22 protein-coding genes are annotated in these 25,021 nt (G+C 57.1%); 6 read left to right on the forward strand and 16 right to left on the reverse strand.

Features of this window, described 5'->3' with window-relative positions; genetic code table 11:
• Nucleotides 1–115: 115 nt before the first annotated feature.
• Together dusB and B5E60_RS02080 are read right to left on the reverse strand one after the other, a co-directional pair.
• A complete protein-coding gene (gene dusB / locus B5E60_RS02075) occupies nucleotides 116–1,138 on the reverse strand; it encodes a tRNA dihydrouridine synthase DusB (protein ID WP_087309221.1) in 1,023 nt (340 codons plus the stop codon).
• On the reverse strand, nucleotides 1,135–2,421 hold the full coding sequence (locus B5E60_RS02080) for a hemolysin family protein (protein WP_087309222.1): 1,287 nt from the start codon (nucleotides 2,419–2,421) through the stop codon (nucleotides 1,135–1,137). The genes dusB and B5E60_RS02080 overlap by 4 nt, the downstream gene beginning before the upstream one ends.
• A 126-nt stretch (nucleotides 2,422–2,547) precedes the next feature.
• Here B5E60_RS02080 and argS point away from each other — a divergent pair, with 126 nt between their 5' ends.
• The 3 genes from argS (at nucleotide 2,548) to B5E60_RS02095 (ending at nucleotide 6,378) form a co-directional block, all read left to right on the forward strand.
• Nucleotides 2,548–4,335, forward strand: a complete 1,788-nt coding sequence (gene argS, locus B5E60_RS02085; RefSeq protein ID WP_087309314.1) for an arginine--tRNA ligase — start codon at nucleotides 2,548–2,550, stop codon at nucleotides 4,333–4,335.
• A 242-nt stretch (nucleotides 4,336–4,577) separates the two neighbouring features.
• On the forward strand, nucleotides 4,578–5,579 hold the full coding sequence (locus B5E60_RS02090) for a hypothetical protein (protein ID WP_239403167.1): 1,002 nt from the start codon (nucleotides 4,578–4,580) through the stop codon (nucleotides 5,577–5,579).
• 511 nt (nucleotides 5,580–6,090) lie between these two features.
• Complete coding sequence (locus B5E60_RS02095; RefSeq protein WP_087309224.1) at nucleotides 6,091–6,378, forward strand: hypothetical protein; 288 nt, start codon at nucleotides 6,091–6,093, stop codon at nucleotides 6,376–6,378.
• 186 nt (nucleotides 6,379–6,564) lie between these two features.
• Here the strand turns inward: B5E60_RS02095 and B5E60_RS02100 are convergent, their stop codons facing one another.
• Nucleotides 6,565–7,335 carry a metal ABC transporter ATP-binding protein gene (locus B5E60_RS02100; RefSeq protein WP_087309225.1) on the reverse strand — a complete coding sequence of 257 codons (771 nt, stop codon included), beginning with the start codon at nucleotides 7,333–7,335 and terminating at the stop codon, nucleotides 6,565–6,567.
• Nucleotides 7,332–8,237, reverse strand: coding sequence for a metal ABC transporter solute-binding protein, Zn/Mn family (locus tag B5E60_RS02105; RefSeq protein WP_087309226.1), 906 nt, complete (start codon nucleotides 8,235–8,237; stop codon nucleotides 7,332–7,334). The genes B5E60_RS02100 and B5E60_RS02105 overlap by 4 nt, the downstream gene beginning before the upstream one ends.
• Before the next feature lie 815 nt (nucleotides 8,238–9,052).
• Here B5E60_RS02105 and B5E60_RS02110 point away from each other — a divergent pair.
• Complete coding sequence (locus tag B5E60_RS02110) at nucleotides 9,053–9,853, forward strand: hypothetical protein (protein ID WP_143260625.1); 801 nt, start codon at nucleotides 9,053–9,055, stop codon at nucleotides 9,851–9,853.
• 33 nt (nucleotides 9,854–9,886) lie between these two features.
• Entirely contained in the window at nucleotides 9,887–10,108 is a 222-nt protein-coding gene (locus B5E60_RS13690; RefSeq protein ID WP_143260627.1) for a hypothetical protein, read from the forward strand.
• 1,427 nt (nucleotides 10,109–11,535) lie between these two features.
• Here the strand turns inward: B5E60_RS13690 and B5E60_RS02120 are convergent.
• The 11 genes from B5E60_RS02120 to dnaA all read right to left on the reverse strand — a co-directional run bounded on the left by B5E60_RS02120 (nucleotide 11,536) and on the right by dnaA (nucleotide 22,446).
• Complete coding sequence (locus B5E60_RS02120) at nucleotides 11,536–12,030, reverse strand: helix-turn-helix transcriptional regulator (protein WP_087309229.1); 495 nt, start codon at nucleotides 12,028–12,030, stop codon at nucleotides 11,536–11,538.
• A 659-nt stretch (nucleotides 12,031–12,689) separates the two neighbouring features.
• Nucleotides 12,690–13,076 carry an HIT family protein gene (locus tag B5E60_RS02125; RefSeq protein WP_087309230.1) on the reverse strand — a complete coding sequence of 129 codons (387 nt, stop codon included), beginning with the start codon at nucleotides 13,074–13,076 and terminating at the stop codon, nucleotides 12,690–12,692.
• A gap of 599 nt (nucleotides 13,077–13,675) precedes the next feature.
• Nucleotides 13,676–14,383, reverse strand: coding sequence for a hypothetical protein (locus tag B5E60_RS02130; RefSeq protein WP_087309231.1), 708 nt, complete (start codon nucleotides 14,381–14,383; stop codon nucleotides 13,676–13,678).
• A gap of 7 nt (nucleotides 14,384–14,390) precedes the next feature.
• A complete protein-coding gene (locus tag B5E60_RS02135; RefSeq protein WP_087309232.1) occupies nucleotides 14,391–16,616 on the reverse strand; it encodes a RelA/SpoT family protein in 2,226 nt (741 codons plus the stop codon).
• A 3-nt stretch (nucleotides 16,617–16,619) separates the two neighbouring features.
• Nucleotides 16,620–17,636, reverse strand: coding sequence for a recombinase RecA (gene recA, locus B5E60_RS02140; RefSeq protein WP_087309233.1), 1,017 nt, complete (start codon nucleotides 17,634–17,636; stop codon nucleotides 16,620–16,622).
• Between the two features lie 252 nt (nucleotides 17,637–17,888).
• On the reverse strand, nucleotides 17,889–18,368 hold the full coding sequence (locus tag B5E60_RS02145; RefSeq protein WP_087309234.1) for a hypothetical protein: 480 nt from the start codon (nucleotides 18,366–18,368) through the stop codon (nucleotides 17,889–17,891).
• Nucleotides 18,369–18,376: 8 nt separating this feature from the next.
• Nucleotides 18,377–18,838, reverse strand: a complete 462-nt coding sequence (gene bcp / locus B5E60_RS02150; protein WP_087309235.1) for a thioredoxin-dependent thiol peroxidase — start codon at nucleotides 18,836–18,838, stop codon at nucleotides 18,377–18,379.
• 82 nt (nucleotides 18,839–18,920) lie between these two features.
• The gene (locus B5E60_RS02155) at nucleotides 18,921–19,133 is read right to left on the reverse strand and encodes a hypothetical protein (RefSeq protein ID WP_087309236.1); all 213 of its coding nucleotides are present in this window, start codon (nucleotides 19,131–19,133) and stop codon (nucleotides 18,921–18,923) included.
• A gap of 311 nt (nucleotides 19,134–19,444) precedes the next feature.
• Nucleotides 19,445–20,008, reverse strand: a complete 564-nt coding sequence (locus B5E60_RS02160; protein ID WP_087309237.1) for a beta-class carbonic anhydrase — start codon at nucleotides 20,006–20,008, stop codon at nucleotides 19,445–19,447.
• A gap of 12 nt (nucleotides 20,009–20,020) precedes the next feature.
• Nucleotides 20,021–20,917 carry a helix-turn-helix transcriptional regulator gene (locus B5E60_RS02165; protein WP_087309238.1) on the reverse strand — a complete coding sequence of 299 codons (897 nt, stop codon included), beginning with the start codon at nucleotides 20,915–20,917 and terminating at the stop codon, nucleotides 20,021–20,023.
• A 116-nt stretch (nucleotides 20,918–21,033) separates the two neighbouring features.
• Nucleotides 21,034–22,446, reverse strand: a complete 1,413-nt coding sequence (gene dnaA / locus B5E60_RS02170) for a chromosomal replication initiator protein DnaA (RefSeq protein ID WP_087309239.1) — start codon at nucleotides 22,444–22,446, stop codon at nucleotides 21,034–21,036.
• Nucleotides 22,447–22,673: 227 nt separating this feature from the next.
• Between dnaA and B5E60_RS02175 the strand changes: the two genes are divergently transcribed.
• On the forward strand, nucleotides 22,674–24,416 hold the full coding sequence (locus B5E60_RS02175; RefSeq protein WP_087309240.1) for a phospho-sugar mutase: 1,743 nt from the start codon (nucleotides 22,674–22,676) through the stop codon (nucleotides 24,414–24,416).
• A 247-nt stretch (nucleotides 24,417–24,663) separates the two neighbouring features.
• On the opposite strand, the gene B5E60_RS02180 is transcribed toward B5E60_RS02175, so the two are convergent.
• Nucleotides 24,664–24,993 carry a nucleotide pyrophosphohydrolase gene (locus B5E60_RS02180; RefSeq protein ID WP_087309241.1) on the reverse strand — a complete coding sequence of 110 codons (330 nt, stop codon included), beginning with the start codon at nucleotides 24,991–24,993 and terminating at the stop codon, nucleotides 24,664–24,666.
• Nucleotides 24,994–25,021: the final 28 nt, after the last annotated feature.

Here is a 25,021-nt window from a genome sequence, read left to right on the forward strand (position 1 = left end):
TCCTTTTCCGTCCTTTTCCGTCCTTTCTCCTCCCTTTCTCCGTCCTTTCTCCGTCCCTCTCTCCATCCCTCTCTCCGTCCCTTTCCGGCACCTTCTAAGCCTCTTCTCCGGGGCGTCAGAGGTCGTGGGAGAGGGGAGCGGGCACGGCCGCCGAGAGGTCATAATCGTCCCAACGCTCGGCGATGTAGTCGAGCGTTGAGAACAATTCGTCGATGTCGAGCGAGGTGACGAGCTTCAGCCGTGTCGACTTGAAGTCGGGCAGCCCCTTGAAGTAGTTGGTCAGGTGGCGCCTCATTTCGAGAATACCGACATGATCGCCCTTGATTTCGAGCGACTTGTGCAGGTGCTCCTTGGCGATGGCCACACGTTCCGAGACCGACGGTTGGGGCATCACCTCGCCCGTCGCGAGAAAGTGCTTGATTTCGCGGAAGATCCAGGGCCGTCCGTAGGTGGCACGGCCGATCATCACGCCGTCGACGCCGTAACGGTCGAACATCTCCCTGGCTTTGGGGCCCGAATCGACGTCGCCGTTTCCGATGATGGGGATGTGGATTTGGGGGTTGTTCTTCACGGCACCGATGAGGGTCCAGTCGGCCACGCCGCGGTACATCTGGGCGCGGGTCCGGCCGTGAATGGTCAGGGCGGCGATGCCGGCATCCTGCAGCCGGAGGGCGATCTCCTCGATGTTTTTCGAGGTGTCGTCCCAGCCCAGCCGGGTTTTGACGGTGACCGGGGTGTGGACGGCGCGGACGATCTGCCGGGTCATTTCGACCATCAGATCGGGCGTTCGCATCATGCCCGAACCGGCGCCTCGGCCGGCGATCTTCTTGACCGGACAGCCGAAATTGATGTCGATGATGTCGGGGCCGGCGGCTTCGGCCATACGTGCGGCCTCGACCATGGGGTCGATCAGATGTCCGTAGATCTGAATGCCGACGGGACGTTCTGCGTCGTCGATTTCGAGTTTTTTGAGCGATTTTGCGGCGTCGCGGATCAGTCCGTCCGAGGAGATGAACTCGGTGTAGACGACGTCGGCGCCGAAGCGCTTGCACATGTATCGGAACGAGGGGTCGGTGACATCCTCCATGGGGGCGAGCAGCAGGGGCTGTTCGCCGAGTTCCAGATCGGCTATTTTCATGCTTCCTCTTCGGTGGTGGGTTTGTGGTATACGGCGAGGATCTTGTCGATTCGGGCACCGTCCATGTCGACGATTTCGAAGGTAAATCCCCGCCATTCGACCTTTTCTCCGGTCGAGGGGATGTGTCCGAGCAGATCGAGGATCAGGCCGCTGAGGGTGTTGTATGCGTTCGACGGGATATCGTCCTCGATTCCGTATGCGGCCAGGAAGTCGTAGAAGGGGCACTGCCCGTCGATGAGCGAGCTGCCGTCGTCGCGGCGGACGATGTCGGGCTCCTCGCGCGGATCGGGCAGTTCGCCGACCAGGGCTTCGAAGATATCCTTCAGGGTGATGATTCCGCGCGTAACGCCGAATTCGTCGCAGATGATGCCGTATCCGAGCTGTTCGGATCGGAGTTGTTCGAGGGCGTTGTAGACTTCGAACTCTTCGTGGAAGAACTTGCCTGGGGTCAGGATCTTGCGGATGTCGAAACCGGGCTCGTTGAGGTGGAGGAAGAGGTCCTTGAGATAGACCACGCCGAGCAGCTTGTCGAGGCTTCCGTCACCGACGGGATACCGGTTGTGGGGGGCTTCGGCGACGATGCGGTTGATCTCGTCGACGGACATTGCCACGTCGATCCAGGCGATTTCGCTGCGATGTGTCATGATCGACTCGACGGTCCGGTCACCGAGCGAGAAGACGCGACCGACGATCTGCTGTTCGACCTCCTGGACCTCGCCGTCCTCGGCGCCCTCCTGGATGATCGATCGGATTTCGGCTTCGGTGACCTTGCTTTCGGCCTTCTGGAGCCCGAGCAGACGGGTTACTGCGGCGGTGCTTTTTGCGAGCAGCCAGACGAACGGCGAAGCGATCGTGGAGAGCGCGCCCATGGGTCGGGCGAGGATCGATGCGGCCTTTTCGGCGGCATTCATGCCGATACGCTTGGGGACGAGTTCGCCGAAGATGATGGTCAGATAGGTGACCAGGATGACGATGACGACCTGCGCGATGGCCGTTGCCGAACGCAGCGAGAGCCCCAGGCGTGCGAGCTGTTCGCCCAGGCGTGCGGCGAGTGTATCTCCGGAGTAGATACCCGTGAGGATTCCGATCAGCGTGATTCCGATCTGTACGGTCGAGAGGAAACGGTCGGGGTCCTTTGCCAGCCGCAACGCCTTGCGGGCACCCCGGCTGCCCTGCCGGGCCTGCATTTCGAGGTTGGACTTGCGGGCGGAGACGAGGGCCATTTCGGACATGGCGAAGATGCCGTTGAGCAGGATCAGCAGGGCGATGATGAGGATTTCCATGATTGGATAAGGGGTGATTCGATGTGCAAAGATAATGGAAGTCGGGTGAAAAGCCAAAAGAAAGGGGCGGAAGGGATTGGTAATTCGATGAAAAACGTTAAATTTGCGGTCAAAATCGGACAGAAAATGAATATTGAGAGTTATCTTACGGAAGCGGTTCGGCGGTCGGTCGAGGCGCTGTACGGTCCGCTGGGCGACGAGCAGCTGCAGCTTCAGAAGACGCGGCGGGAGTTCGAGGGCGACTATACGCTGGTCACGTTTCCGCTGCTGCGCCGGAGCCGGAAATCGCCGGAGGCCACGGCGCAGGAGATCGGCGAGTACATGACGGCCAACGTGCCGGAGATCCGCTCCTGTAACGTCATCAAGGGCTTCCTGAATCTGGTGCTGGATGCGTCGTTCTGGAAGGGTCGCTTTACGGATCTTGCCTCGGACGAGCACTACGGCGAGGCGCCGTCGACGGGTCGGACGATCATGATCGAGTACTCGTCGCCCAATACGAACAAGCCGCTTCACCTGGGCCATATCCGCAACAATCTGCTGGGCTATTCGGTGGCCCAGATTCTCAAGGCCAACGGCCACACGGTGATCAAGGTCAACCTGGTGAACGACCGCGGCATCCATATCTGCAAATCGATGCTGGCGTGGAAGCTCTACGGCGGAGGCGAGACCCCCGAGTCATCGGGCATGAAGGGCGACCACCTGGTGGGCAAATACTACGTCGAGTTTGACAAGCACTACAAGGCGCAGATCAAGGAGCTGATGGCGCAGGGGCAGAGCGAGGAGGATGCCAAGAAACACGCACCGATCATGCTTGAGGCGCAGGAGATGCTGCGCAAGTGGGAGGCGAAGGATCCGGAGGTCTATGCGCTGTGGGAGAAGATGAACAGCTGGGTCTACGCGGGTTTTGACGTGACGTACAAGGCGCTGGGCGTCGATTTCGACAAGGTCTACTACGAGTCTCAGACCTACCTTCTGGGCAAATCGCTCGTTGAGGAGGGTCTGAAGAAGGGGGTCTTCTACCGCCGTCCGGACAATTCGGTGTGGATCGATCTTCGCAACGACGGACTGGACGAGAAGCTGCTGCTTCGCGGCGACGGCACGTCGGTCTACATGACGCAGGATCTGGGTACGGCCTACCGCCGTTTCGAGGACAACAAGCTCGACGACATGATCTACGTGGTGGGCAACGAACAGAACTACCACTTCCAGGTGTTGAAACTGGTGCTGAAGAAGTTGGGCTACGCCGAGTGGAGCGACCACATTACGCACCTTTCGTACGGCATGGTGGAGCTTCCCGAGGGGAAGATGAAGTCGCGCGAGGGCACGGTGGTTGATGCCGACGACCTGATTGCCGACATGGTGAAGACGGCGCGCGAGATGTCGGCCGAGCTGGGCAAGCTGGACGGCTGTACGGAAGAGGAGGCCAATGCCGTCTCGACGATGGTGGGCCTCGGGGCGCTGAAGTACTTCATCCTGAAGGTTGACCCGAAGAAGACGATGCTCTTCGATCCGCGCGAGTCGATTGACTTCAACGGCAATACGGGTCCGTTCATCCAGTATACGCACGCGCGGATCTGCTCGGTGCTTCGCAAGGCAGCGGAGAGCGGGGTAGAGGCATCGCGTGAGATTGCCCCTGAGGTGACGCTGCTTCCGGAGGAGATCGACCTGGTGAAGATGCTGACGGAGTACCCGGCCACGGTGAAGGCCGCCGGGGAGAACTTTGCGCCGTCGCTCATCGGGGCCTACGTCTACGACCTGGCCAAGCAGTTCAACGGCTACTACCACGACCACTCGATCCTTAAGGAGGAGGATGCCGCCACGCGGTCGATGCGCCTGGCGCTGGCCGCACAGGTGGCCCGCGTAATCCGTAAGGGCATGTCGCTGCTGGGCATCGACGTTCCGGAGCGCATGTAGTCGGGGCGGGTAGCCAGGGATGGGTGCCCCCCCCCGGGTCGAGTGGGACAGGGGTCTCGAGGATAAGCCGCATCCAGTCTCCATCCTGCGGACAAACCCCGTAACGAGAGAACGAAACGGAGGTTCCGAATTTCGGGACCTCTGTTTTTTTGTGTCCGGGCTTTGGCGTGGCAACCGATGCCAGGGGTTTTGTGGTACGAAACTTGTGAATGGGAGTGTTCGTAAACCAACACTCAACAAACGTGAAAACAATTGTATCAACCATCGCACTGTCGGTTGCGATGATGGGCGCTGCCGGAGCGACGGCGCAGACGGCGATCAAGGCCACGATTCCAGCCGCCGATACCGTGATGTTGTCGGATCGGGTCGAGGGCGACTACCAGGTTCGGCGTTATCTGATCCGCAGCATGTCGGATGTGGACTATTCGGTTCTTTATCGGATCAGCGTGGCGAAGCTCAATGCGGCCCTGAAGGGCAATGCCCAGGCGCTGAGTGAGCTGAACAGCTTCGTGGAGGAATTGATGCAGGACACGACGCGTCGGGTCTGCGAGGTGATCATCACGGGCTATGCCTCGCCGGACGGCAGTGTGGCCTATAATGAGAAGCTGGCGGCTCAGCGGGCGAATGATTTCAAGGCGTACGTTGACGGCAAGTATAACTTTTCGAAGCATTATAACGTAACGGTGAAATCCGTAGCCGAGGATTGGAAGACGACCCACGCAGCGATAGCCTCGTCGTCGGTTCCCGACCGCGCGATGGTTCTCGGGATCGTCGACGGGACGCAGCCGCCGATGGCGAAGGAGCAGGACTTGAAGCGCAATCCGGCGGTCTGGAACTACCTGGCCGAGGAGATTCTGCCACCGATGCGGCGTGTTGAGGTGATGATCGGCTACGCGACGGATCGGGTTGTGGAGGAGCGTACGCTGATCAAGAAGCCGGCTCCGGTGCCGAAACCGGCAGCTCCGGCACAGGATTACGTGGTGGTTGAGGAGGATGTGAACGGCGTGATTGTCGAGATGCCCGACAAGGGGGAGGTTCGCAAGGCGGTTCGCGAGGAGACACACGCCGTAAAGAAGGATTCGAAGGCGGCCGTACGACAGGCCAAACGGGATGCACGTAAGGCGGCCAAGATTGCCCGGGCACAGGAGAAGGCCGCGAAGAAGATTGCCAGGAAGGAGGCCAAGGCAGCCAAGAAGGCGGCCCGAGCCACGGGCAAGACCTATAAGGAGCTCGAGAAGATGTGATGGTTCGGAGTTCTGCGTTTGGAGTCTGATTTCCGGCGTTTGGAGTCTGATTTCCGGCGTTCGGTTTCCGAATTCCGGTTCTATTTCCCGGTTCCCGGACCTTGTTCCCGGACCTTGTTCCCGGACCTTGTTCCCGGACCTTGTTCCCGGACCTCGTTTCCGGACCTCGTGCCCGGACCTCGTGCCCGGTCCCCGTTCCCGGTCCCCGCTCCTCGTTCCCGGACCTCGTGCCCGGTCCGGATCCCGATTCCAGCTCCTCGGCCCCTGGAGCCTGACCCTTCGAAGCCTCGATGCGGGCCTTGCGATATCTTTTCAGCCCGGAGAGTTTTTCCGGCCAGCCTGTTTTCCGACCGACTGACAGCCGAATGGAGACCCGACCTGAACAGGCCGGGTCTTTTGTGGTTGGTTTTCTGTAGGGTAGGGCAATAGACAGCAAATCGGGGGAAAAGGTTTGTTAATCCGAAAGGAATTGCTACCTTTGTCGAAGCAAGAATTCTAAAACCGAGATACAATGGCAAATTTACGTGTCCTGAAGAAGGAGATCGACTACCGCCTCGAGGAGGTTGTATTCGACTGCGACATGGCAATCTGTTTTCAGCCCTCGAAGGAGAAGGAGATCTTCGAGGTGATGCAGGAGGCAGTTTCCGTTCGCAACGATCTGTTCGTCAAAGCGATGAATCCGGCCGAGCCTCATAATCGTTCGTTGGTCCGCAAGCACTACGCGGCGCTTCGGACCGAGATGGAGGATTCATTTGGCAAGTTGTTCGAGAAACTGAGCGCGATCAACGGCGCCAAGTAGCCGTTCGATTGCCGGAGGATGCCGGAGCAGATCCGGCCGCCGATAAGACAGGGAGAGCATCCGTTGGGATGTCCTCCCTGTTTGTTTTGCAGGGGCTGCATCCACCTTGGAAGCGTCAATGCCGGCTTTAGTCGTAATACGGTGCCCCCCCCCAGTGGTATAGTCGAATTACGGTGACTGCCGGGCCTATTCGTGGTCGGAGCAGCAGTCGCCGGGGTGGTGCTCCAGGACGGTGTGCGGAATGGCTCCGTGGGTGATCAGCTGAATCGGGCAGTCGTAATTGCGCAGTTGTTCGGGAGTAAGGATGTTCGAGTGGTGCCGATGTACGTGTCGGTTGACGCAAACGATCTGCTTGACGACGCTGGAGATGGTTCCGATGTCGTGCGAGACCATGACGATGGCCATGTGGCTGTTCAGCTCACGGAGCGTATTGTAGAGCTCCTTTTCGAAGCGGTTGTCGACGAAGTTCGTGGGTTCGTCGAGGATCAGCAGGCGGGGTTCGGAGATGATGGCGCGGGCAAGCAGGGCGCGTTGCATCTGCCCGCCGGATATCTCGCCGATGGGGTGGCGGGCCACGTTTTCGAGTCCCGATTGTGCGATCAGCTCCATGGCCCGCAGTTTGTCTTGCCGGGAGTATCGCGACCGGAATCCGTGATGGCCTTGCAGCCCGGATAGAACGACTTCGAATACGGAGATCGGGAAGGCGCGGTCGAAGTGTGCGATCTGGGGCATGTATCCGATCAGCCGTTCGCGACCCCGGAAGAGTTCCGGAGCATATTGAATGACTCCGGAGTAGGGTATAGCCCCCAGAATAGCCTTGACGAGGGTTGTTTTACCGCCGCCGTTGGGTCCGATGATCCCGAGGAAATCGCGGTCGAATATTTCGAGGTTAACATGCTGCAACGCCTCATGGCCGTCGTAAGCGACCGAAACGTCGTGTAGAGAGACCAGGGTCATGGCAGGGTGATTAAGTCGGTGATTCGGTCGATATTTTCGATGACCTGTTCCTCGAGGGGGTCGATTTCGATGTACCGGGCCTGCATGTCACGGGCGATGACCTCGACGACCGACTTCGGGAACTGATTCTGATAGAATATCTTGTTGATGCCGTCCTGCCGGGCCTGGCGGATGATTCCGGCCAGTCGTCGGGCCGAAGGCTCCTTGCCTTCGGATTCGATGGCGACCTGGCAGATTCCGTAATCGCGGGCGAGATAGGTGAGAGCCGGGTGGTAGATGATGAAGTATTTGAGTCCGCTGCGATTGATTTTTTCGCGGACGCGCTCATCCGACTTTTCGATTTTCTGGATCAGCCGTTTGTAGTTTTCTTCATACTTGATGGAATCCGGATAGGCAGTCCGAATGGCGTCGAAGGCATTTTTTGCCATGATTTCCAGTGCTTTCGGCGATGTCCAGATATGCGGATCGACGCCATGCGCATGGCTGTGTTCCTCCGGGCGGTTTGCAGTCAAGCCCTCGTTTGCCACGGCATCGGTTGCCGAACGGTTTGTGGCGTGAGCACAGGACCCCTCGATGAGTTGAATACCCCGACTGAGGTTTACGATCTTGCCCTTGTCCTGAATTTTGTTGATCAGCGAGTTTTCGAAGTCGATCAGGCCTACGCTGAAGATCATCCGGGCTTTGTTTATTTCGACGAATTGCCTGGGAGTAGGTTCGAAGGTTTCGGGGCTGGCGCCTTTTGGGACGATGACCTGGATTTCGAAATCGTCTCCGACGATCTGTTCGACGATGCTTTTCAGGGGCAGAATGGATACACAGAACGCTCTGTTCTGAACCGGTTCCCGGGTCGAGCAGGCCATGCAGAGTGCGAGTGCAGCCAGGAGGATTGTAATTTGTTTCATACTTTTTAGCGCGGGGGAGTCGGGAATTTCGACTCAATTTCTTCCCGCAAAGGTAATAAATAATGGAGTGAATTGTGCAGCCTGGGGGTTTCGGATTGGTTTCGTCCGTACATTTTGCCGTCAATTATCGCATCCAAAAGTTGCTTTTTGGGAGGGTAGGGGAGTTCCCTTCTCTGCTTGGTTACGTCTTTGTTTGCAGGACTGCGATCCGGATAGCCGGCTGGACATTTGATTGTTTCAAGTCCGACCGTGTTTTTTACGTTCTTCCTTGAAGATTCCTGCCAATATGCGAGAGCCGAAACTCCTGATTCTAGATCGGTCGAGCGATGATCCGGATACGACTGCGATCACTTATGTTGTGAAGAGTTTGTTTCGCCGCGTTTAGTTCGTCGATTTTTCACATTCTGAGGGCAAGGTACAAGTCAGCTTCCGGACTGCATTTCGTCATTTGTCGTATTTTGTCTGTGTGGATTTACCGGGCGCAGATTCTTTTGTTCCGAACCGTATTTTGTCTGTACGAATTTACGGGCACAGATTCCTTAGTTGCTGAGTAGCCTCGTAATTGTCCTGATTAGCATTATTATAATTCGCTCCGTTCGTAACCTGACCGCTGATCGGAGGCCAGCCAGCTCGTAAATTTCGTGTTAATCGTTAGACAGTCTGTTATCCTCTCATTGTAATTTAACATAATATGAATATTATTTCATATCTTGGTAACGGATTGATACTCGGATAGGTCGAAAAATTACGTACTCAAATATCGTAACTTACCTGTGGTAACATATGTAAAATAACCTCAAAATCAGTTGCTTGCTATGCTCTCACCAAAACAGAAAAAGGCGCTCTTCGGAGCGTCGATCGAGTCCCGACCGCGTTACGTGCGGGTTCCTCTACAGATGGTAAACTCAGTGCGCGAACTCAATACCGATGTCAACTTCGCACGCCTCGTCGCTCAATTCGAACAGACCGACGACCGCCTGCGGAGTTCAACAACTGAACCGATAGCGCATATCCGTCTCGATGCGTCGGGCGTCCGTGGCTGGGCCGACTTCTACGACCGCTATTGCTCGGCCTATCGGGCCCTCAACGGCTCGCGGATCATCCGCCGGATGCGCGTCACCGGCTACCGGATGATCAACATATCGTGTCGATCGACCGGCTACGATGTTGTCACGGACTCCTACGTGCGCGGTATTGACGAGGCGTGCGTTATCCTCGATATGCTCGTGCGGTCGATCCTCTCGTCGGGCCGTATCGCCGTCACGATCGAGACCGACGGCACGACGCTCCAGACAAACCGCCTACGCTCGGCTATCGTATCGCACGACGAGTGGCGGCGCTCGTGGACGCTGGAACGATGCGTTGCACCTGCCGGCCAGATGATCCTGCGGGCCGATCGTTCGCAGATCGTCGAGGCGCTGAACCTCTGCCTCAACGTGGGTGGTTCGCGCGTTCTGTCGGCCTCTTTCATGGCTTCCCGGCTACGTCTCGATTTCGAACCGATGGAGGCCGCAGACCTGCACCGACGCTACGAATACCTCGACATCAACGTGATGCTATCGGGCCGACGGATACGGCGCTTTCAGCGATTCGGAGGCTTGACTGGCTGTTTGTGAATGTGTTACGTGTTTCACTTAAAGTGTTGCTTTATGACCGTACGTGAATTGTACCAATGGGCGGCCCGGGAGAAGGTTCTCGACGCTCAAATCCGCATTTGTGACGGTATGGCCGTCAGCTACTACCCCGAACTCCGGGACATACGCCGCGGCCGCTACGAGACGGTTGTCGACGTCTCAACCTGCGAACCGGTCGAGTTTGACGAATTGGACGCATGGGCGGCCGTCGTGAGCTATGATCCGGCGGAACGTTGAGGCCCACGCCCCTATCCACGCCCGCCACCTTGCGGCGGGCTTTGGTAGGGAACCCGCCAGCGCCCGGCTCCAGCAAGACCCGCCACCACGGGCAAGGCGTGAGGCGGCCCGTGTTGGCGTCTCTTTATCTCTATCACGCCCCTGCGGCCTCGCTCGGGCGGGTACGAGCCCCGCCGCTCGGCGACGGGCGGCCCGCAACGGTATCGCCGCAGGCGCAAAGCAAGTAGGAGCGGGCCGCTATTCCGTCGCTCCCTCGGCCTTGCCCCGTGACCCACCCAAAGCGGTGCGGCGGCGTTGCGCTTCACATCGGTGCCGCGTGTTGGCGCGCAAGGCTATACGGAGCGGGCCGATGGCCCGGCCTTGCGGGCCACCCCGTCGGCCCCGTGATTGCGCCCCGCCGCCGCGGTCGTGTCGCTCGCCTCGCCCTGTCGGGCCGCACCTTGCGCGGCCCTGTGCGCTCGGCGGCGCCCCGCCCCTTTGCGTCGGCATCCGCTCCGGGCGGGAGGGCGTCGTCGCTGTGCTCCGCCGCCGGCGTTGCGTCCCGCCCGTTGGACCGGGCCGCCCCGTCCCCCGCCCTGCGCGGGCCCGGGTTCTTGCCCGGGCCCTTGCCGATTCTTCGGTCGCCTGCGGCGCCCGTGCTCCGCGGATGTTCAATATTTGTACCGGCCCCCGGCTCTTTTTACAGATGTAAATATCTGTCATTGAGTGCGTTCGCTTGGTAATATAAATATTATTTCATATCTTTGCAACAGGGCCCTCAATGGCTCGCGGATCATCCGCCGGATGCGCGTCACCGGCTTCCGGATGATCAACATATCGTGTCGATCGACCGGCTACGATGTTGTCACGGATTCCTACGTGCGCGGCATCGACGAGGCGTGCGTGGATGGTACGGGACGCAACTTTTTGTGTGCGTTTTGGCATTTTCTGGAGGTTTCATGCCCATCCATCGAGACGAGAGGCAATGATGCTTCCAGCCACCGTTCGACTATGTACATTGTGCGAGTTCGGATGCCGGTGACTCTTCGGATGGACGGTCACGGATGGACGGTCACGGAAGCCATGCATTTGTTGCCATTTGAGAAAAAGTCGCGAACGATCCACAGATTTATTCGCAACCTGGCTGCTGATTGAGGCCAGCCCCAGTCTGTTTTTCAGAGTGTGCGTTTTTCCGGGAATCCGAAGTCATCCGGAGTCGTCCAACCTCAGCCTCATCAAAGCCCGGATCTTCACTTACGTACGCAAACAACCCATGGCAAACAGCGCTTAATTATACGCTCTGAGAGTGCCGTATTTGGGAACGTGTGTATGAGCGGTCAGTTTTAGCGTATTCTCGCGCTCCTTCGCGGAATGACACCCCGTGTGCTTCCGGTTGGACCAGATTTCCTTTCCGACGACGTTGCGGCTCTTCTTTACCGGCTTCCGTGTTAGAGGTTGGCCGGAGTATAGGTTTCGAAGGTTTGATCCTCGTAAAAGATGACGATCCGTTTTATACCGGCTTTCGAGAGATTGCCGGTCGTCGGAATGTTCGATGCGACCGGATGACCACCGATTGCAGATTCGGGGAGGGCCGTATTTCCAGGCGATGTAATTTTGGGAGTCCCCGACTTGCTGCTGCCATTTGACGTATTTCCAAACAAGGTATTGTCCAGATTGTTTTTCTCCGCTTGGGTTTTGTCGGTCGGAGTTCCCGAAACGGGATTGGGAATTTCGGATCGGTAGATCTGGTTTGAATCGAGCAGGAGCCAGTCGGGATTGATTCTGGGGAAACGCCGGAGGATTTTCTGGAGCAATTCGAAACTGGGTTTGTTCCGTCCGGCGAGAATGTGGGAGATTCCTGCCGGATTGATTTCGAGGATTTCAGCGAGCTGACTGGGTCTCAACCCTTCGCGATTCAACAATTCGAGCAATTTCTCCTTCATCTGCTTAATTTTTTACAAATATAAACACTTTTCTTTTGTAAAACAAGAATTTTCTACATTTGTAAAATGTTAATAAGTGTTGATAGAGTTTACAAAAGTAAAATTGAAAATATGGTAAAAAATCAGCTCTGCTTTTATTTGTTATTTTACTTTAGGTAAATAGTTATTATATATTGATAATACGCAGTTTATTAGCGATTTTTTTCATAGAGTTATCTCTTATGGAGTACCCAGTTGCGATTAACCTCTCCCCTGTTATATTTTACTTTATATATTTCATGTAAATAATTGATTACCAATGTTTATTCTGTGCACAATTTAATATTTTAACCAGGTGTTCCGCGGTCTTACCTCGCCATTTATCACCTGCTCCCCTATTATTTACAAAAATAACAATTAACAACCTGAACGCAGCTTGTTAATTGACAAGTGTAAATACATTTGGAAAACAGGCCTCTCTTGATGGTTTACAAATGTAAATTTACTACCCTTTCCGATGAATTTTGAAGTAAATTTTTCATATTCCGAATCCTCGTAAATCAATTTTGTTAACAACTCTTGTTTTACAATACATTATGTTAAATAAAAATGAGCCGGGCAGTGTTTACAACACGCTACCCGACTCATTTACAGAGTCTTTTCTATTTGTTAACAGTCTTTTATTTGGCGAGTTTTTCGGCGATTTCGTGGAACTCTTCTGGCGTCAGTTTGAGCTTTTCGCGGTGGAAATCGACGTCATTTTCGCTTTGCATGGGGATCAGATGGATGTGTGCGTGGGGAACTTCGAGGCCCAAAACGACAACAGCGACCTTTTTACAGGGGAATTCGCGACGGATTTTGGCGGCCACTTTCTTGGCAAAAACCATCATGCCGCCAAGAGTCTCGTCATCGAGATCAAACAGATAGTCGACCTCCTGCTTCGGGACAACGAGTGTATGTCCTTTTGCCAGCGGATTAATATCCAGGAAGGCGTAGTAGCGGTCATCTTCGGCCACTTTGTACGAGGGGATCTCCCCTGCGATGATGCGTGAAAAAATTGTTGCCATATTTTTCGATTTAATGGTTTTCTTTTCTAAAACACCCTGTCGGCGGACCGGTTCTCTGCGTTTGCCGTCCGACGGTTCACCTGCCTCTATCGGCTTTTGGGGGCCCTGTTCCACCCTGAAGAAGGAGATCGACTACCGCCTCGAGCCAGCCTCTATCGGCTTTTTGGGACCCTGTTCCACCCTTGATAGGAGCGGCGGGTTTTGTGGTTGCAGGCGGAGCCCGGACATATCCCTAACGCACCCCCGGCTAAGCGTCACACCCTGCTATGCGGTACCCTCCGCTCTGTGACCTCCCCCGGCTAAGCGTCACACCCTGCTATGCGATACCCTCCGCTCTGTGACCTCCCCCGGCTAAGCGTCACACCCTGCTATGCGATACCCTCCGCTCTGTGACCTCCCCCGGCTAAGCGTCACACCCTGCTGTGCGGTACCCTCCGCTATGTGACAGCCTCCCGTTAAGCAGCAGACTGCATGCCGCAGACTTCAGGCGTCAGCGCCTGCAGGACGTATCTTTATTCCCTTTCTGCCTTTGATTGACGTTGCGAACGAACGTCTCTCTGCGGTTGAATTTTTCATTGCGTAGTGCCGCTTGTGAAGACTCATCTTTGATTGGCCGGATTGAACTCCTCATCAAATTTGGGTTTCAGAATTTCGGAGTAGATGACCGCACGGCGCAGATCAAACTCTTCCACCATTTCAGCGAGGCTGTCCGAAACGGGAGCGCTGTTCTGAGACTGTTTTCCCTGTTTAGCGCCTCTCCGTTCATTTCGGACGGTTAATTGGCTGCCCAGTCCCGTGAGTGGCGTAAAAGAGGCCGTTTGGGGCTCTTCTTCCGTGTCGAGATCGGAAGCCGTGTCGAGATCGGAAAAGTACTCTTCGGGGAAAATCTCCTCCAGACTCTGGCATTCATCGGTGAAAGTCTCGGATACGGGATGTTGATCGCCACTCTTTTCGTCCTTCTGCCAATTGTTGCCCGGGTTGCAAGTTTCCTGTACGGTCGGATGAATGCTCGATAAGGGGGTGTTTTTCTCCCGATTCTGCCTCCTTCTGCCTCCGTTCACCGATTGAGCCGTTTCAGCCGCCGGAGCCGTTTGGGCGGGCGTTTCAGGACGGGTGTTGGCCGTCGGGACGGACGGCTTCGTATTATCCTCTTCGTCCCAGGGTATCGAAGGCCAGGCCTCACCGTGTTGCGGAGGGGGATTTCCGCCCTCCTGGCGGGCTTTGCGGGCCTTGCGGGTCTTGGATACGTAGCTATTGACCATCGCTCCGACGATGATCACGATCCAGAGTATGGTTAATGTGTCCATTACGGGGTCAGTTCATGGTCCGTTTGATGGTTTCTATTCCTTTGATCTGGCGCAGTTTGTCCATGACGGCATTGAGACTCTCGGCATCCTTCACATAAAGGCTGACGCTGCCTTCGAAAATTCCGTCGTGGCTGTGGATGTTGACCTCGCGGATGTTGATGTTGAAGTCGTTTGTGACGACTTTGGCCAGGTCGAGCAGGAGCCCCTGCCGGTCGATTCCGCGCAGTTCGGTGGTTACCAGGTAGGACATGGCCTTGTGCTGCGACCATTTGATCTCCTCCTTGACGATATTTTTGCCATACTGGGCGGCCAGCCGGTTCAATTCGTCGCAGGTGGCCTTGTGGACGATGATCTTGCCGGTTGCGGGATCGCGGTATCCGATGACCTTGTCGCCGGGGATGGGCTTGCAGCACTCGGCGATTTCGAACTGCGGTTCAGCCGAGGCATCCGACGTCGATGAAGGGGTGATCTCGCCGTCGGTCTGCGTCGTATCGTCCCCCTCGTCCTCCTCCTTCTTGGGGATAAAGAGGGTCCAGAACTTGAGTATTTTGCTTTTGGCGTTGACCTTGAGGGCCTTGTCGAGATTCTCGAGCGTCACGATGCCGGCTCCGATTTTGCTGTAGAGCTCCTCTTTGTTGCTGCAGTCGTAAATGGGGACGATTTTGCGCAGGACGCGTCCGCTGAGCTTGACGTTCAGGGATTTCATCCTTTCGTCGAGCATCTGCATGCCGCGCTCGATGTTGTTCTGGCGCTCGCGCTTGAGGAAGCTCTTGATGGCCTGCTTGGCCTTGGCCGTGGTGACCACATCGAGCCATTCGGGTTTCGGACGGGCCGTGTCGGCTGTGATGATCTCGATCTGATCGCCGCTGTTGATCTGCGTGGTGATGGGCTCGAGCTTGTGGTTGATCTTGGCGCTGATGGCGTTGTTGCCGATCTTCGAGTGAATATCGTACGCGAAGTCGAGGGCCGTGGCGCCGTAGGGCATTTTCCGAGCCTCCCCTTTTGGTGTAAATACTACAATCTCTGACGTATACAGCGATAACTTGAAGTTATCCAGGAAGTCGACGGCATTCTCCGTCGGGCTGTTCAGCGCCGCGCGGATCTGCTTGAGCCACTTGTCGAATTCGTCCTCGTCCTGCGAGATGGTGGCATGTTTGTATTTCCAGTGGGCGGCGAAACCGCGCTCGGCGATATCCTCCATGCGCTGGGTGCGGATCTGCACCTCGACCCATACGCCGTCGGGTCCCATGACCGTCGAGTGCAACGCCTCGTATCCGTTGGCCTTGGGCATCGAGATCCAGTCGCGGAGCCGGTCGGGCTTGGGGGTGTAGATGTCGGTGATGGTCGAGTAGATCTGCCAGCACTGGGTCTTTTCCGAGGGGAACGGCAGGGGCTTGAAGACGATCCGGATGGCAAACAGGTCGTAAATCTCCTCGAAGGAGATCTGCTTGCGCTGCATCTTGCTCCAGATGGAGTAGACGCTCTTGACACGGCCCGAGATCTCGTAGTTGATGTTGTCGCGGTTCAGGGCGGCAATGATCGGGGCGTTGAACTTGTCGATGAACTCCTTGCGGGAGGCCTCGCTCTCCTGGAGTTTGCGGGTGATCTCGGCATACTGCTGCGGGAAGCGATACTTCATGCAGAGATCCTCCAGCTCGCTTTTGATCGAGTACAAGCCGAGGCGATAGGCCAGCGGCGCGAAGAGGTAGATGGTCTCGCCGGTGATCTTGATCTGCTTGTTGAGGGGCATCGAGCCGAGGGTTCGCATGTTGTGCAGCCGGTCGGCGATCTTGATCAGGATGACGCGCACATCGTCCGAGAGGGTCAGGAGCACCTTCCGGAAGTACTCGGCCTGCTCGGAGGTGTCGGCGTTGAAGACGCCGGACATTTTGGTGAGCCCGTCGACCATCGAGGCGATCTTGGGACCGAAGATGCGCTCCATGTCCTCGACGGTGTACTCCGTATCCTCGACCACGTCGTGCAACAGGGCGGCGACGACGGATTTGACGCCCAGACCGATCTCCTCGATGACGATCTTGGCTACTGCAATAGGATGCAGGAGATACGGTTCGCCGGAGCGGCGCCGTACCCCCTCGTGAGCCTCTTTGGCGAGGAAAAACGCACGTTTGATCAGATTCCAGTCCTCATCGTTTTTGCAGATTCGGGTACAGGAGAGCAGCAGATCGTCCCATTTTTCCTTGATCAGGGCCTCATCCTCGGCAGTATATCCCATAGGCTACTCCTTTTTGGGGTTTTTCAGAGCTTCGCGGACCTTCTGTTCGATTTCGTCGGCGAGCTCCTTATTGTTTTTGAGCAATTCCTTGACGGCATCGCGTCCCTGGCCGATCTTGCGATCGCCGTACGAGAACCACGAACCGGCCTTTTTGATGATCCCGTAGTCGACGCCCAGGTCGATGATTTCGCCGATCTTGGAGATACCCTCACCGAACATGATGTCGAACTCGGCGCGTTTGAACGGGGGTGCCACCTTGTTCTTGACGACCTTGACCTTCGTACGGGTACCCAACTGCTCTTCGCCGTCCTTGATGACCGACATGCGGCGGATGTCGATCCGCACCGAGGCGTAGAATTTCAGGGCGTTACCGCCCGTCGTGGTCTCGGGGTTTCCGTAAACGACGCCGATCTTGTCGCGCAGCTGGTTGATGAAGATGCAGACGGTCTTGGTTTTGGAGATGCTGGCGGTGAGTTTACGCAGGGCCTGGGACATGAGTCGGGCCTGCAGACCCATCTTCGAGTCACCCATTTCGCCTTCGATTTCGGCCTTGGGGGTCAGAGCCGCCACGGAGTCGATGACGATGATGTCGATGGCGCTCGAGCGGATCAGCGAATCGGCGATTTCGAGGGCCTGCTCGCCGTTGTCGGGCTGCGAGATCAGCAGGTTGTCGACATCGACGCCGAGTTTCTGGGCGTAATAGCTGTCGAAGGCGTGTTCGGCATCGATGAAGGCGGCGATACCGCCGGCCTTCTGGGCCTCGGCAATGGCGTGGATGGCCAGGGTGGTTTTACCCGAGGATTCGGGACCGAAGATCTCGATGACACGCCCCTTGGGGTAACCGCCGACGCCGAGTGCCATGTCCAGGGTGATCGAGCCCGTGGGGATGACCGGGATGTCGTTGACCTCGGTGCTGTTCATGCGCATGATCGAGCCTTTTCCGAAGTCCTTCTCTATTTTTTGCATCACCGCGTCCAAAACCTTGAGTTTGTCCGCGTTAACAGGTACTTTTTCTGCCATTTTGTGTATAGGTGTTACTTTGTTACTTTTCTTTGTCTTTTTTTGTTCGGTCCGGCCGACTTTCCTGCGGCCGGGCCATTCGCGAAGGCCGTCTACCCTTTCCTTTGTGTCCGGTAGTCTTCCTGCGTCCGGTTGTCCGTCTCCGGTGATTGGCTCCCCTTCCTTTGTGTCCGGTTGTCCATTCCCGGTAGCCTTTCCTGCGGCCGCTGTCCATCCCCGGTGATTGGCTCCCCTTCCTTTGTGCCCGGTTGCCTATTGCCGCTTTTCCTGCCTCATGCGTTCGAGCGCCTTCTCGGCCGGCGTGCGGTTGTCGGTTTTCATCCGCAGCGGAAAACGGATGTTCCGCGCATCGAGCTCCCGATCGGGATAGGGACTCCAGTTCCCGTTGTTGCCGATGCTGAAGCGCCAGTCACCCACGTCAATTCCAGGATCGGTTGGCGTGCTTCTACCCTGCTCTGTCCGGCTCTCCAGCGCCCTTTCGCGGGCCCTTTCGCGCATGGCGAGGTGGATTTTCCGCCGGGCCCTCTCGATGGGGTCGACCTCCAGACGCAGCCACCCGATATTTTCATCGAGCGGCTCCACGCCGAACGAGATGGCTCCATGCGGGATCCCGATCTGGGGGAGGCTCCTCGTTGCGGAACCTTCGCCCGGCCGCAACTCCTGCCCGACGCCCGATATCGGGGCGGCGGCCAACAGCAAGGCTGTCAGGACGATATGTCGCGCAGCGGGCATTGCTTCGGCTATTTGTAGGTGTCGACGATCTGCTGATAGTGATTCTTGGTATCGACCTTTGTGAAGACCTTTTCGATGCGGCCTTCGGCGTCGATGACGAAGGTCGTGCGCAGCACGCCCATGTATTTGCGTCCGTACATTGACTTTTCGGCCCACACGCCGAAGGCTTCGCATACCGAGTGGTCGGTATCGGCCAGCAGCGTGAAGTTCAGGTCGTGCCTGGCACAGAAATTCTGGTGCGAGCGTTCGCTGTCGGGGCTGACACCGATGATCCGGAACCCCATGCGGGCGAGCTCCTCCTTACCGTCGCGGAGGCTTTTGGCCTCGAGCGTACACCCCGAGGTGTTGTCCTTGGGATAGAAGTAGAGGATTGTCCGCTGTCCGCGCAGGTCGGCAAGCGTCAGAGTCTCACCATTCTGCGTGGTGGATCGGAAATCGGGGGCCATATCCCCGGGTTGCAAGGTTGTCATAGGTCTTACCGAGAAAAAATCAGTTGTTCAAAGGTAGGAAAAATTCTGGTTATTTCCGTGCTTTTCGGGGCGAAAAATTGGCTCAGTCCCACTGATAGGTTACTTCGATCTGCTCTTCGAACTCCTCCTGCGAGGCGTTGAGCCGGCGGTGGCAGGCCGGGCAGCGGATGGCCGTTTCGGTCTCGACATACTCGCCGCAGCCGACGCACATCGGCAATACCCCGTAACCGGGCTGCATGTAGTGGTCAAACCGGGCACCGCAGTGCTTGCATCTGATTTTGTAGGCTGTTCCCATAATCGTAAGTTTTTATTGGTTCACGATGCAAAGGAACAGTCTGCGAATGACAGGTTGTGACACATCAATGGTGAGGGCCGAATTTTTTTTCATCCCGTCCGGGTCAAGGCGCAAAGAATCGGTCGAGACGCCCGGATCCGGTCTACATGAAAGCCGGTTTTCAGTCCTGACGTGATTCCGCCAGGCTCCGGAACCTGGCGGTTTCTCCGCTATGTCCCGACGCGGACGCTTCCGGCGTGGGATCTCCGCACCAGCGGAATACTCCGGAGCTTTTCAGTCTGACCGGCAGCGTGTTTCAGCCGGTCTGGACCCTACTTCTCAGCCGCTTCCGGCTCCTGAATCGGACGCAGTTCGCCCGTGGTGGAGTCCATGATGTAGCCCTTGACGACGATGTCGCCGGGGACGAGCGGGTGGTTGCGCACCAGATCCACGGTCTCCAGCACGGCGGCTTCGGTATCGTCGAAGCCGTGGAGCCACCGGTCGAGGTCGATTCCGCAATGCTTCATCAGCGAGATATGGTGCTCGGGGATTCCGCGCTGCTTCATCAGGTGCTGCATCTCGGCGCTGTCCATGCCCTGCACGCCGCAGTTGGTGTGTCCGATGATCATCACCTCGTTGACGCCCAGTTCATAGATCGCCACGAGCAGGCTGCGCACCGTGCTGTCGAAGGGGTTGGTGATCGTTCCGCCGGCGTTCTTGATGATCTTCACGTCGCCGTTCCGCAGCCCGAGGGCCGCCGGGAGCAGCTCCACCAGCCGGGTGTCCATGCAGGTGACGATGGCGATGCGTTTGTTGGGATATTTGTCCGTGATGAATCGTTCGTAACCCTTTTCGGCGACGAAGCGCCGGTTGTATGCGAGAATTTCGTCAATCATGTCGTTGTCGTGTTATTTCAGATTTCTGGCTATGTATGTTTTGATGTATTCGGTCAGTTCGGGGGAGTCGACGATGCGGATGTCGTCGAGCAGCCCCACGACGAAACGCCCCACGCCGGCCATTCCGGCCACCTCGGTGTCGAGCATCCAGCGTCCGCGACCCAATGGCCGGATGTCGCGTTCGGCCAGCGGATACTCCTCGCAGAGAAGGTTGTAGGCCAGCAGTCCGAGTTCGAGCCGCACGCGGTGGCGCTGCTGGCCGTGGATGCGGAAGATGTCGATGAACCCCTCCTCGTGCTGCGCTTCGTACTCCCAGGGCGAGTCGGCGAGTTCGACCTCGCCGATTCGGGCCGTCTTGAAGAGTTTGTTCGAATGGCTTTCGGGGTCGTAGCACCACACCTGCACGTAGTTGGTCGTAAAGGCGAAGGGTTCGACCCTCCGGTCGCGGACCTCGCCGCCGTGGCCAGACTGGTAGCCGTGCAGCACGGCCTGGCGGTGCTCCTCGATGGCCTCGATCAGCCGGTGGATGTTCGGGGCGTTCTTGCCGCGCACGACCGTATCGGCCAGCGAGCGGTTGTCGTAGACCGAGTAGAGTTTTCGTTTGAGGTTCTGCTTCAGCAGGTTCGTGTCGTCGATGTTCTCGATGGCCCGCTTCAGGATGACGGCCTCCTCCTCGGTGAAGTGAACCAGCTGGGAGATGTCGCGGAAATGGGGGGACTCCTTGTCCAGACGGATGCAGTCGCCCGACTTCTTGATGACGAAGCCCGCTTCGCGGAAGGTGTCGATGTATCGGTAGACGGTCCTGCGCGACATGGCGAGGCGTTCGGCCAGCTGGTCGACGTTGTAGGTGGTGTTTGCCGTGAGCATCTTCATGAGGCGCAGCAGCCGTTCGAGCTTGGGTTGATCCATGCGGGTGTCGTTTTTACCGGGTAAAGATATGGAAAAACCGCAACAATAAAGTTGCGGTTTGCTCTTTTTTCTCCATTCGGAGCCTTTCTGGCGTCCACTTGCCCCCTCCTCCCGACTTATTGGGCCAGGACGCGCTTTTCAATCTCCTCGACCTGACGGCGGAAGGCCTTGTCGGTCTCCATGAGGTTGGTGACGGCCTTGCAGGAGTGCAATACCGTGGCGTGGTTGCGGCCTCCGATGGCCGATCCGATGGCCGTCAGCGGGGCCTTGGTGTGCTGCTTGGCCAGATACATGGCGATCTGGCGAGCCTGGGCGATCTCCCGCGTACGCTCGGTGGAGTTGAAGCGGTCGTGATCCAGATTGAGGTACTGGCAGACCACGTCGATGATGTGGTCGATGGTGATCTCCTTCTGGTTGATCTTGACGTAGACCTTCAGGATCTCCTTGGCCAGCGACGTGGTGATCTTGCGTCCGAGGAACGAGGCATTTGCCACCAGCGACGACAAGGCTCCTTCAATCTCCCGCACGTTGGCCGAGATGTTGTCGGCCAGGTAGGTGACGACCTCGTCCGAGATTTGGGCGCCGAGCTTCCGGGCCTTGGCGCGGATGATCTTGAGTTTGGTGTCGTAATCGGGTGTGTTGAGCTGTGCGGACAACCCCCACTTGAAGCGGGTCAGCAGACGCTGTTCGATATCCTTCAACTCGACGGGCGGCTTGTCCGACGTGAGGATCAGCTGCTTGCCGGCCAGCTGCAGGTGGTTGAAGATGTTGAAGAAGGCGTTCTGCGTACCGGTCTTTCCGGTCAGTTCCTGGATATCGTCGATGATCAGCACGTCGATCATCTGGTAGAAGTGGATGAAATCGGGGATTTCACCGTTCTTGTAGGCGGTCTGGAACTGGGCCTGGAACTTGTTCATCGAGACGTAGAGGACCTGCAGTTCGGGATGACGTTCGCGCACCTCGTGGCCGATGGACTGGACGATATGGGTTTTCCCGAGCCCCGAATCACCATATATATATAGGGGATTGAAGGGGTTGTTTCCGGGGTTGACGGCGACGGACATGCCGGCCGAGCGGGCCAGGCGGTTGCACTCGCCCTCGATGAAGGTGGCGAACGTCAGGTTGGGGTTCAGCTGGGGATCGATAACGATCTTCTTGAGCCCGGGAATGACGAACGGATTTTTTATATTTGCAGTGTTCGTCTGCGTATTGAACTGGGCGATGGCCGTTGTGTCGGCATCGGCGGCTACGGGGACGGACTGCGCGGCGGCGCGAGGCACGGCATAGTGGAGCCGGGTCTGCTGGCCGTAGAGCTGCGAGATGATGGGCCGCAGGAAGGGGATGTAGTTCTTCTCGATCTGGCGGACGTAGCTCTCGTTGGGCACCCTCAGACGCAGCGTCGTGCCGTCGAATTCGAGTGGCACGATGGGCTGGAACCACTTGCGAAACTCCTCTTCGGAGGTCTGGGCCTTGATTCGGTCCAGGCAGTGTTGCCACGTATCGCTGTATGTCTGCGAATTGTTAAACATGTCCAAGGGTTGCACTATTTTTGACACGACAAAGTTGTGAATAATTTTGCAAAAAGATTCTCGAAATTGGGTTGCAAATCTCCTTTTTTTATATATAGAAAAACAACGGTTTCCGGAGATCGAAATTTAACTTGTTGATATTGAATTATCGAATTTTATTTGTTATATTTGCATATAAAATTTTTGGGACAGCCAAGATCAAATTTATAAATAAAACCAATAAAACTATGGCAAACGAACTGGAACAGTTGGTTCTGAAAAAAGCGCAGTCGTGGCTTGACGGACACTACGACGACGAGACGAAGAAGCAGGTCAAGTATTTGATGGACAATAATATGAATGAGCTCATCGAGAGCTTCTACAAGGACCTGGAATTCGGAACGGGCGGTCTGCGCGGCATCATGGGCGTGGGCACGAACCGTATGAACGTCTATACGGTGGGTACCGCCACGCAGGGGCTTTCGAACTACCTGAAGAAGAACTTCGCGGGTGAGCGGATCCGCGTGGCCGTGGCTCACGACAGCCGCAACAACTCCCGTCTTTTCGCCGAGCGCGTGGCCGATATCTTCGCCTCGAACGGCTTTGATGTTTACCTCTTCGACGCCCTGCGTCCGACCCCCGAACTGAGCTTCGCCATCCGCGAGTTGAAGTGCCATTCGGGCGTGGTCATCACGGCCTCACACAACCCCAAGGAGTACAACGGCTACAAGGCCTACTGGACCGACGGTGCGCAGGTCACCCCGCCGCACGACAAGAACATCATCGCCGAGGTGGAGAAGATCACTGACATCGATATGGTCCTCATGGGCAAGAACCCCGAGAACATCCATATTCTCGACGAGAAGTTCGACGAGATCTACCTGAATCGCATCCACGAGTTGTCGCTTTCGCCCGAGAGTATCCGGAAGTACCACGACATGAAGATCGTCTACTCGCCGATGCACGGCGCGGGCGTGCGGCTGGTTCCGGCGTCGCTCAAGAAGTTCGGCTTCACGAACGTGATCATGGTCAAGGAGCAGGCCGTTATCGACGGCAACTTCCCGACCGTTGAGTCGCCGAACCCCGAGGAGCGCAAGACGATGTCGATGGCCATCGAACTGGCTGCCAAGGAAGGGGCTGATCTGGTACTGGCCACGGACCCCGATTCGGACCGTATCGGCGTGGCGCTGCGCAACAAGAAGGGCGAGTACGTGCTGCTGAACGGCAACCAGACGCTGGTTCTGCTGATGAGCTACCAGCTGACGCGCTGGGCCGAGCGTGGCGAACTGAACGGCAACCAGTATGTCGTCAAGACGATCGTGACGTCGCAGATGGCCAACGCCGTGGCCGAGCACTTCGGCGTGAAGTGCTACGACTGCCTCACGGGCTTCAAGTACATCGCCAAGATCATCCGCGAGAACGAAGGCAAGGCGAAGTACATCGGCGGCGGCGAGGAGTCGTTCGGCTACCTGGGCGGCGACTACGTGCGAGACAAGGATGCCGTATCGGCCTGCTCGCTGGCGGCCGAGGCCGCAGCCTGGGCCATGGATACGATGGGGCTGACGCTCTACGAGTGGCTGCAGGAGCTCTACGTGAAGTACGGCTTCTACCGTGAGGGGCTTGTCTCGGTGGTCCGCAAGGGCAAGGAGGGGGCCGAAGAGATCCAGCAGATGATGGTGAACTTCCGTTCGAACCCGCCGAAGACGATTCTGGGCTCGCCGGTGGTGAAGATCAACGATTTCCAGACGCTGGAGACGACCGACGTGAAGACGGGCGTGAAGACGCCGATCGAGCAGGATCGCAGCAACGTGCTGCAGTGGTTCACCGAGGACGGCACGAAGGTCTCGGTACGCCCGTCGGGTACGGAGCCGAAGATCAAGTTCTACTTCGGAGTGAAGGCTCCGCTGGCATCGGTTGCCGACTACGACAAGGTGCTTTCCGAGCTGGATGCCAGGATCGAGGGCATCAAGAAGGATCTCCATCTGGAGTAATCCGCGAGGCGGAGAAAAGAGAGGGGCTTTCCGTGAGGAAAGCCCCTCTCTTTAGAACTCCGCTGCCGGTCCTGCCGCCGGACTCGATCCGGGCAAGCGGCAGTCGGCTCATCTTGCACCTGCACGACCCGGTACCAACTGCCGGTCCTGCCGCCGGACCCAATCCGGGCAAGCGGCATTCGGCTCATCTTGCACCTGTACGCCCTGGTACCGGCACGCCCCGGCCCGGGTCTTTGCCGCCCCTCGCCTACTGCTTTTGGAGTTTTTCGTTGTGGAGGTGACGTTCGCTGTCGCGTGCGGTTTTCTTGGCGAAGTTGGCCTCGACGGCGGCCGTAAGGTCTACGCCCGTCTGGTTGGCCAGACAGACCAGCACCCACAGCACGTCGGCCATCTCGTCGGCCAGATTGGCCTTCTCGCCCGCCTTGAACGATTGGTCGCCGTAGGTGCGGGCCATGACGCGGGCCAACTCCCCCACCTCCTCCGTGAGGCAGGCCATGTTCGTGAGTTCCGAAAAGTAGCGTACGCCGTATTGTTTGATCCAGGCGTCGACCCGTTCCTGCAGTTCCTTGATTTCCATAACCGTATATCGCTTTTTTGTGTTTGAT

This window comes from Alistipes sp. An116 (genome assembly GCF_002161005.1).
Taxonomy (GTDB): Bacteria; Bacteroidota; Bacteroidia; order Bacteroidales; family Rikenellaceae; genus Alistipes; species Alistipes megaguti.

Bases quoted from the DNA above. Each gene is read 5' to 3' on its own strand.
- dusB (WP_087309221.1), bottom strand. From the start codon at position 1,138: ATGAAAATAGCCGATCTGGAACTCGGCGAACAGCCCCTGCTGCTCGCC.
- B5E60_RS02080 (WP_087309222.1), bottom strand. From the start codon at position 2,421: ATGGAAATCCTCATCATCGCCCTGCTGATCCTGCTCAACGGCATCTTC.
- argS (WP_087309314.1), top strand. From the start codon at position 2,548: ATGAATATTGAGAGTTATCTTACGGAAGCGGTTCGGCGGTCGGTCGAG.
- B5E60_RS02095 (WP_087309224.1), top strand. From the start codon at position 6,091: ATGGCAAATTTACGTGTCCTGAAGAAGGAGATCGACTACCGCCTCGAG.
- B5E60_RS02100 (WP_087309225.1), bottom strand. From the start codon at position 7,335: ATGACCCTGGTCTCTCTACACGACGTTTCGGTCGCTTACGACGGCCAT.
- B5E60_RS02105 (WP_087309226.1), bottom strand. From the start codon at position 8,237: ATGAAACAAATTACAATCCTCCTGGCTGCACTCGCACTCTGCATGGCC.
- B5E60_RS02110 (WP_143260625.1), top strand. From the start codon at position 9,053: ATGCTCTCACCAAAACAGAAAAAGGCGCTCTTCGGAGCGTCGATCGAG.
- B5E60_RS13690 (WP_143260627.1), top strand. From the start codon at position 9,887: ATGACCGTACGTGAATTGTACCAATGGGCGGCCCGGGAGAAGGTTCTC.
- B5E60_RS02120 (WP_087309229.1), bottom strand. From the start codon at position 12,030: ATGAAGGAGAAATTGCTCGAATTGTTGAATCGCGAAGGGTTGAGACCC.
- B5E60_RS02125 (WP_087309230.1), bottom strand. From the start codon at position 13,076: ATGGCAACAATTTTTTCACGCATCATCGCAGGGGAGATCCCCTCGTAC.
- B5E60_RS02130 (WP_087309231.1), bottom strand. From the start codon at position 14,383: ATGGACACATTAACCATACTCTGGATCGTGATCATCGTCGGAGCGATG.
- B5E60_RS02135 (WP_087309232.1), bottom strand. From the start codon at position 16,616: ATGGGATATACTGCCGAGGATGAGGCCCTGATCAAGGAAAAATGGGAC.
- recA (WP_087309233.1), bottom strand. From the start codon at position 17,636: ATGGCAGAAAAAGTACCTGTTAACGCGGACAAACTCAAGGTTTTGGAC.
- B5E60_RS02145 (WP_087309234.1), bottom strand. From the start codon at position 18,368: ATGCCCGCTGCGCGACATATCGTCCTGACAGCCTTGCTGTTGGCCGCC.
- bcp (WP_087309235.1), bottom strand. From the start codon at position 18,838: ATGACAACCTTGCAACCCGGGGATATGGCCCCCGATTTCCGATCCACC.
- B5E60_RS02155 (WP_087309236.1), bottom strand. From the start codon at position 19,133: ATGGGAACAGCCTACAAAATCAGATGCAAGCACTGCGGTGCCCGGTTT.
- B5E60_RS02160 (WP_087309237.1), bottom strand. From the start codon at position 20,008: ATGATTGACGAAATTCTCGCATACAACCGGCGCTTCGTCGCCGAAAAG.
- B5E60_RS02165 (WP_087309238.1), bottom strand. From the start codon at position 20,917: ATGGATCAACCCAAGCTCGAACGGCTGCTGCGCCTCATGAAGATGCTC.
- dnaA (WP_087309239.1), bottom strand. From the start codon at position 22,446: ATGTTTAACAATTCGCAGACATACAGCGATACGTGGCAACACTGCCTG.
- B5E60_RS02175 (WP_087309240.1), top strand. From the start codon at position 22,674: ATGGCAAACGAACTGGAACAGTTGGTTCTGAAAAAAGCGCAGTCGTGG.
- B5E60_RS02180 (WP_087309241.1), bottom strand. From the start codon at position 24,993: ATGGAAATCAAGGAACTGCAGGAACGGGTCGACGCCTGGATCAAACAA.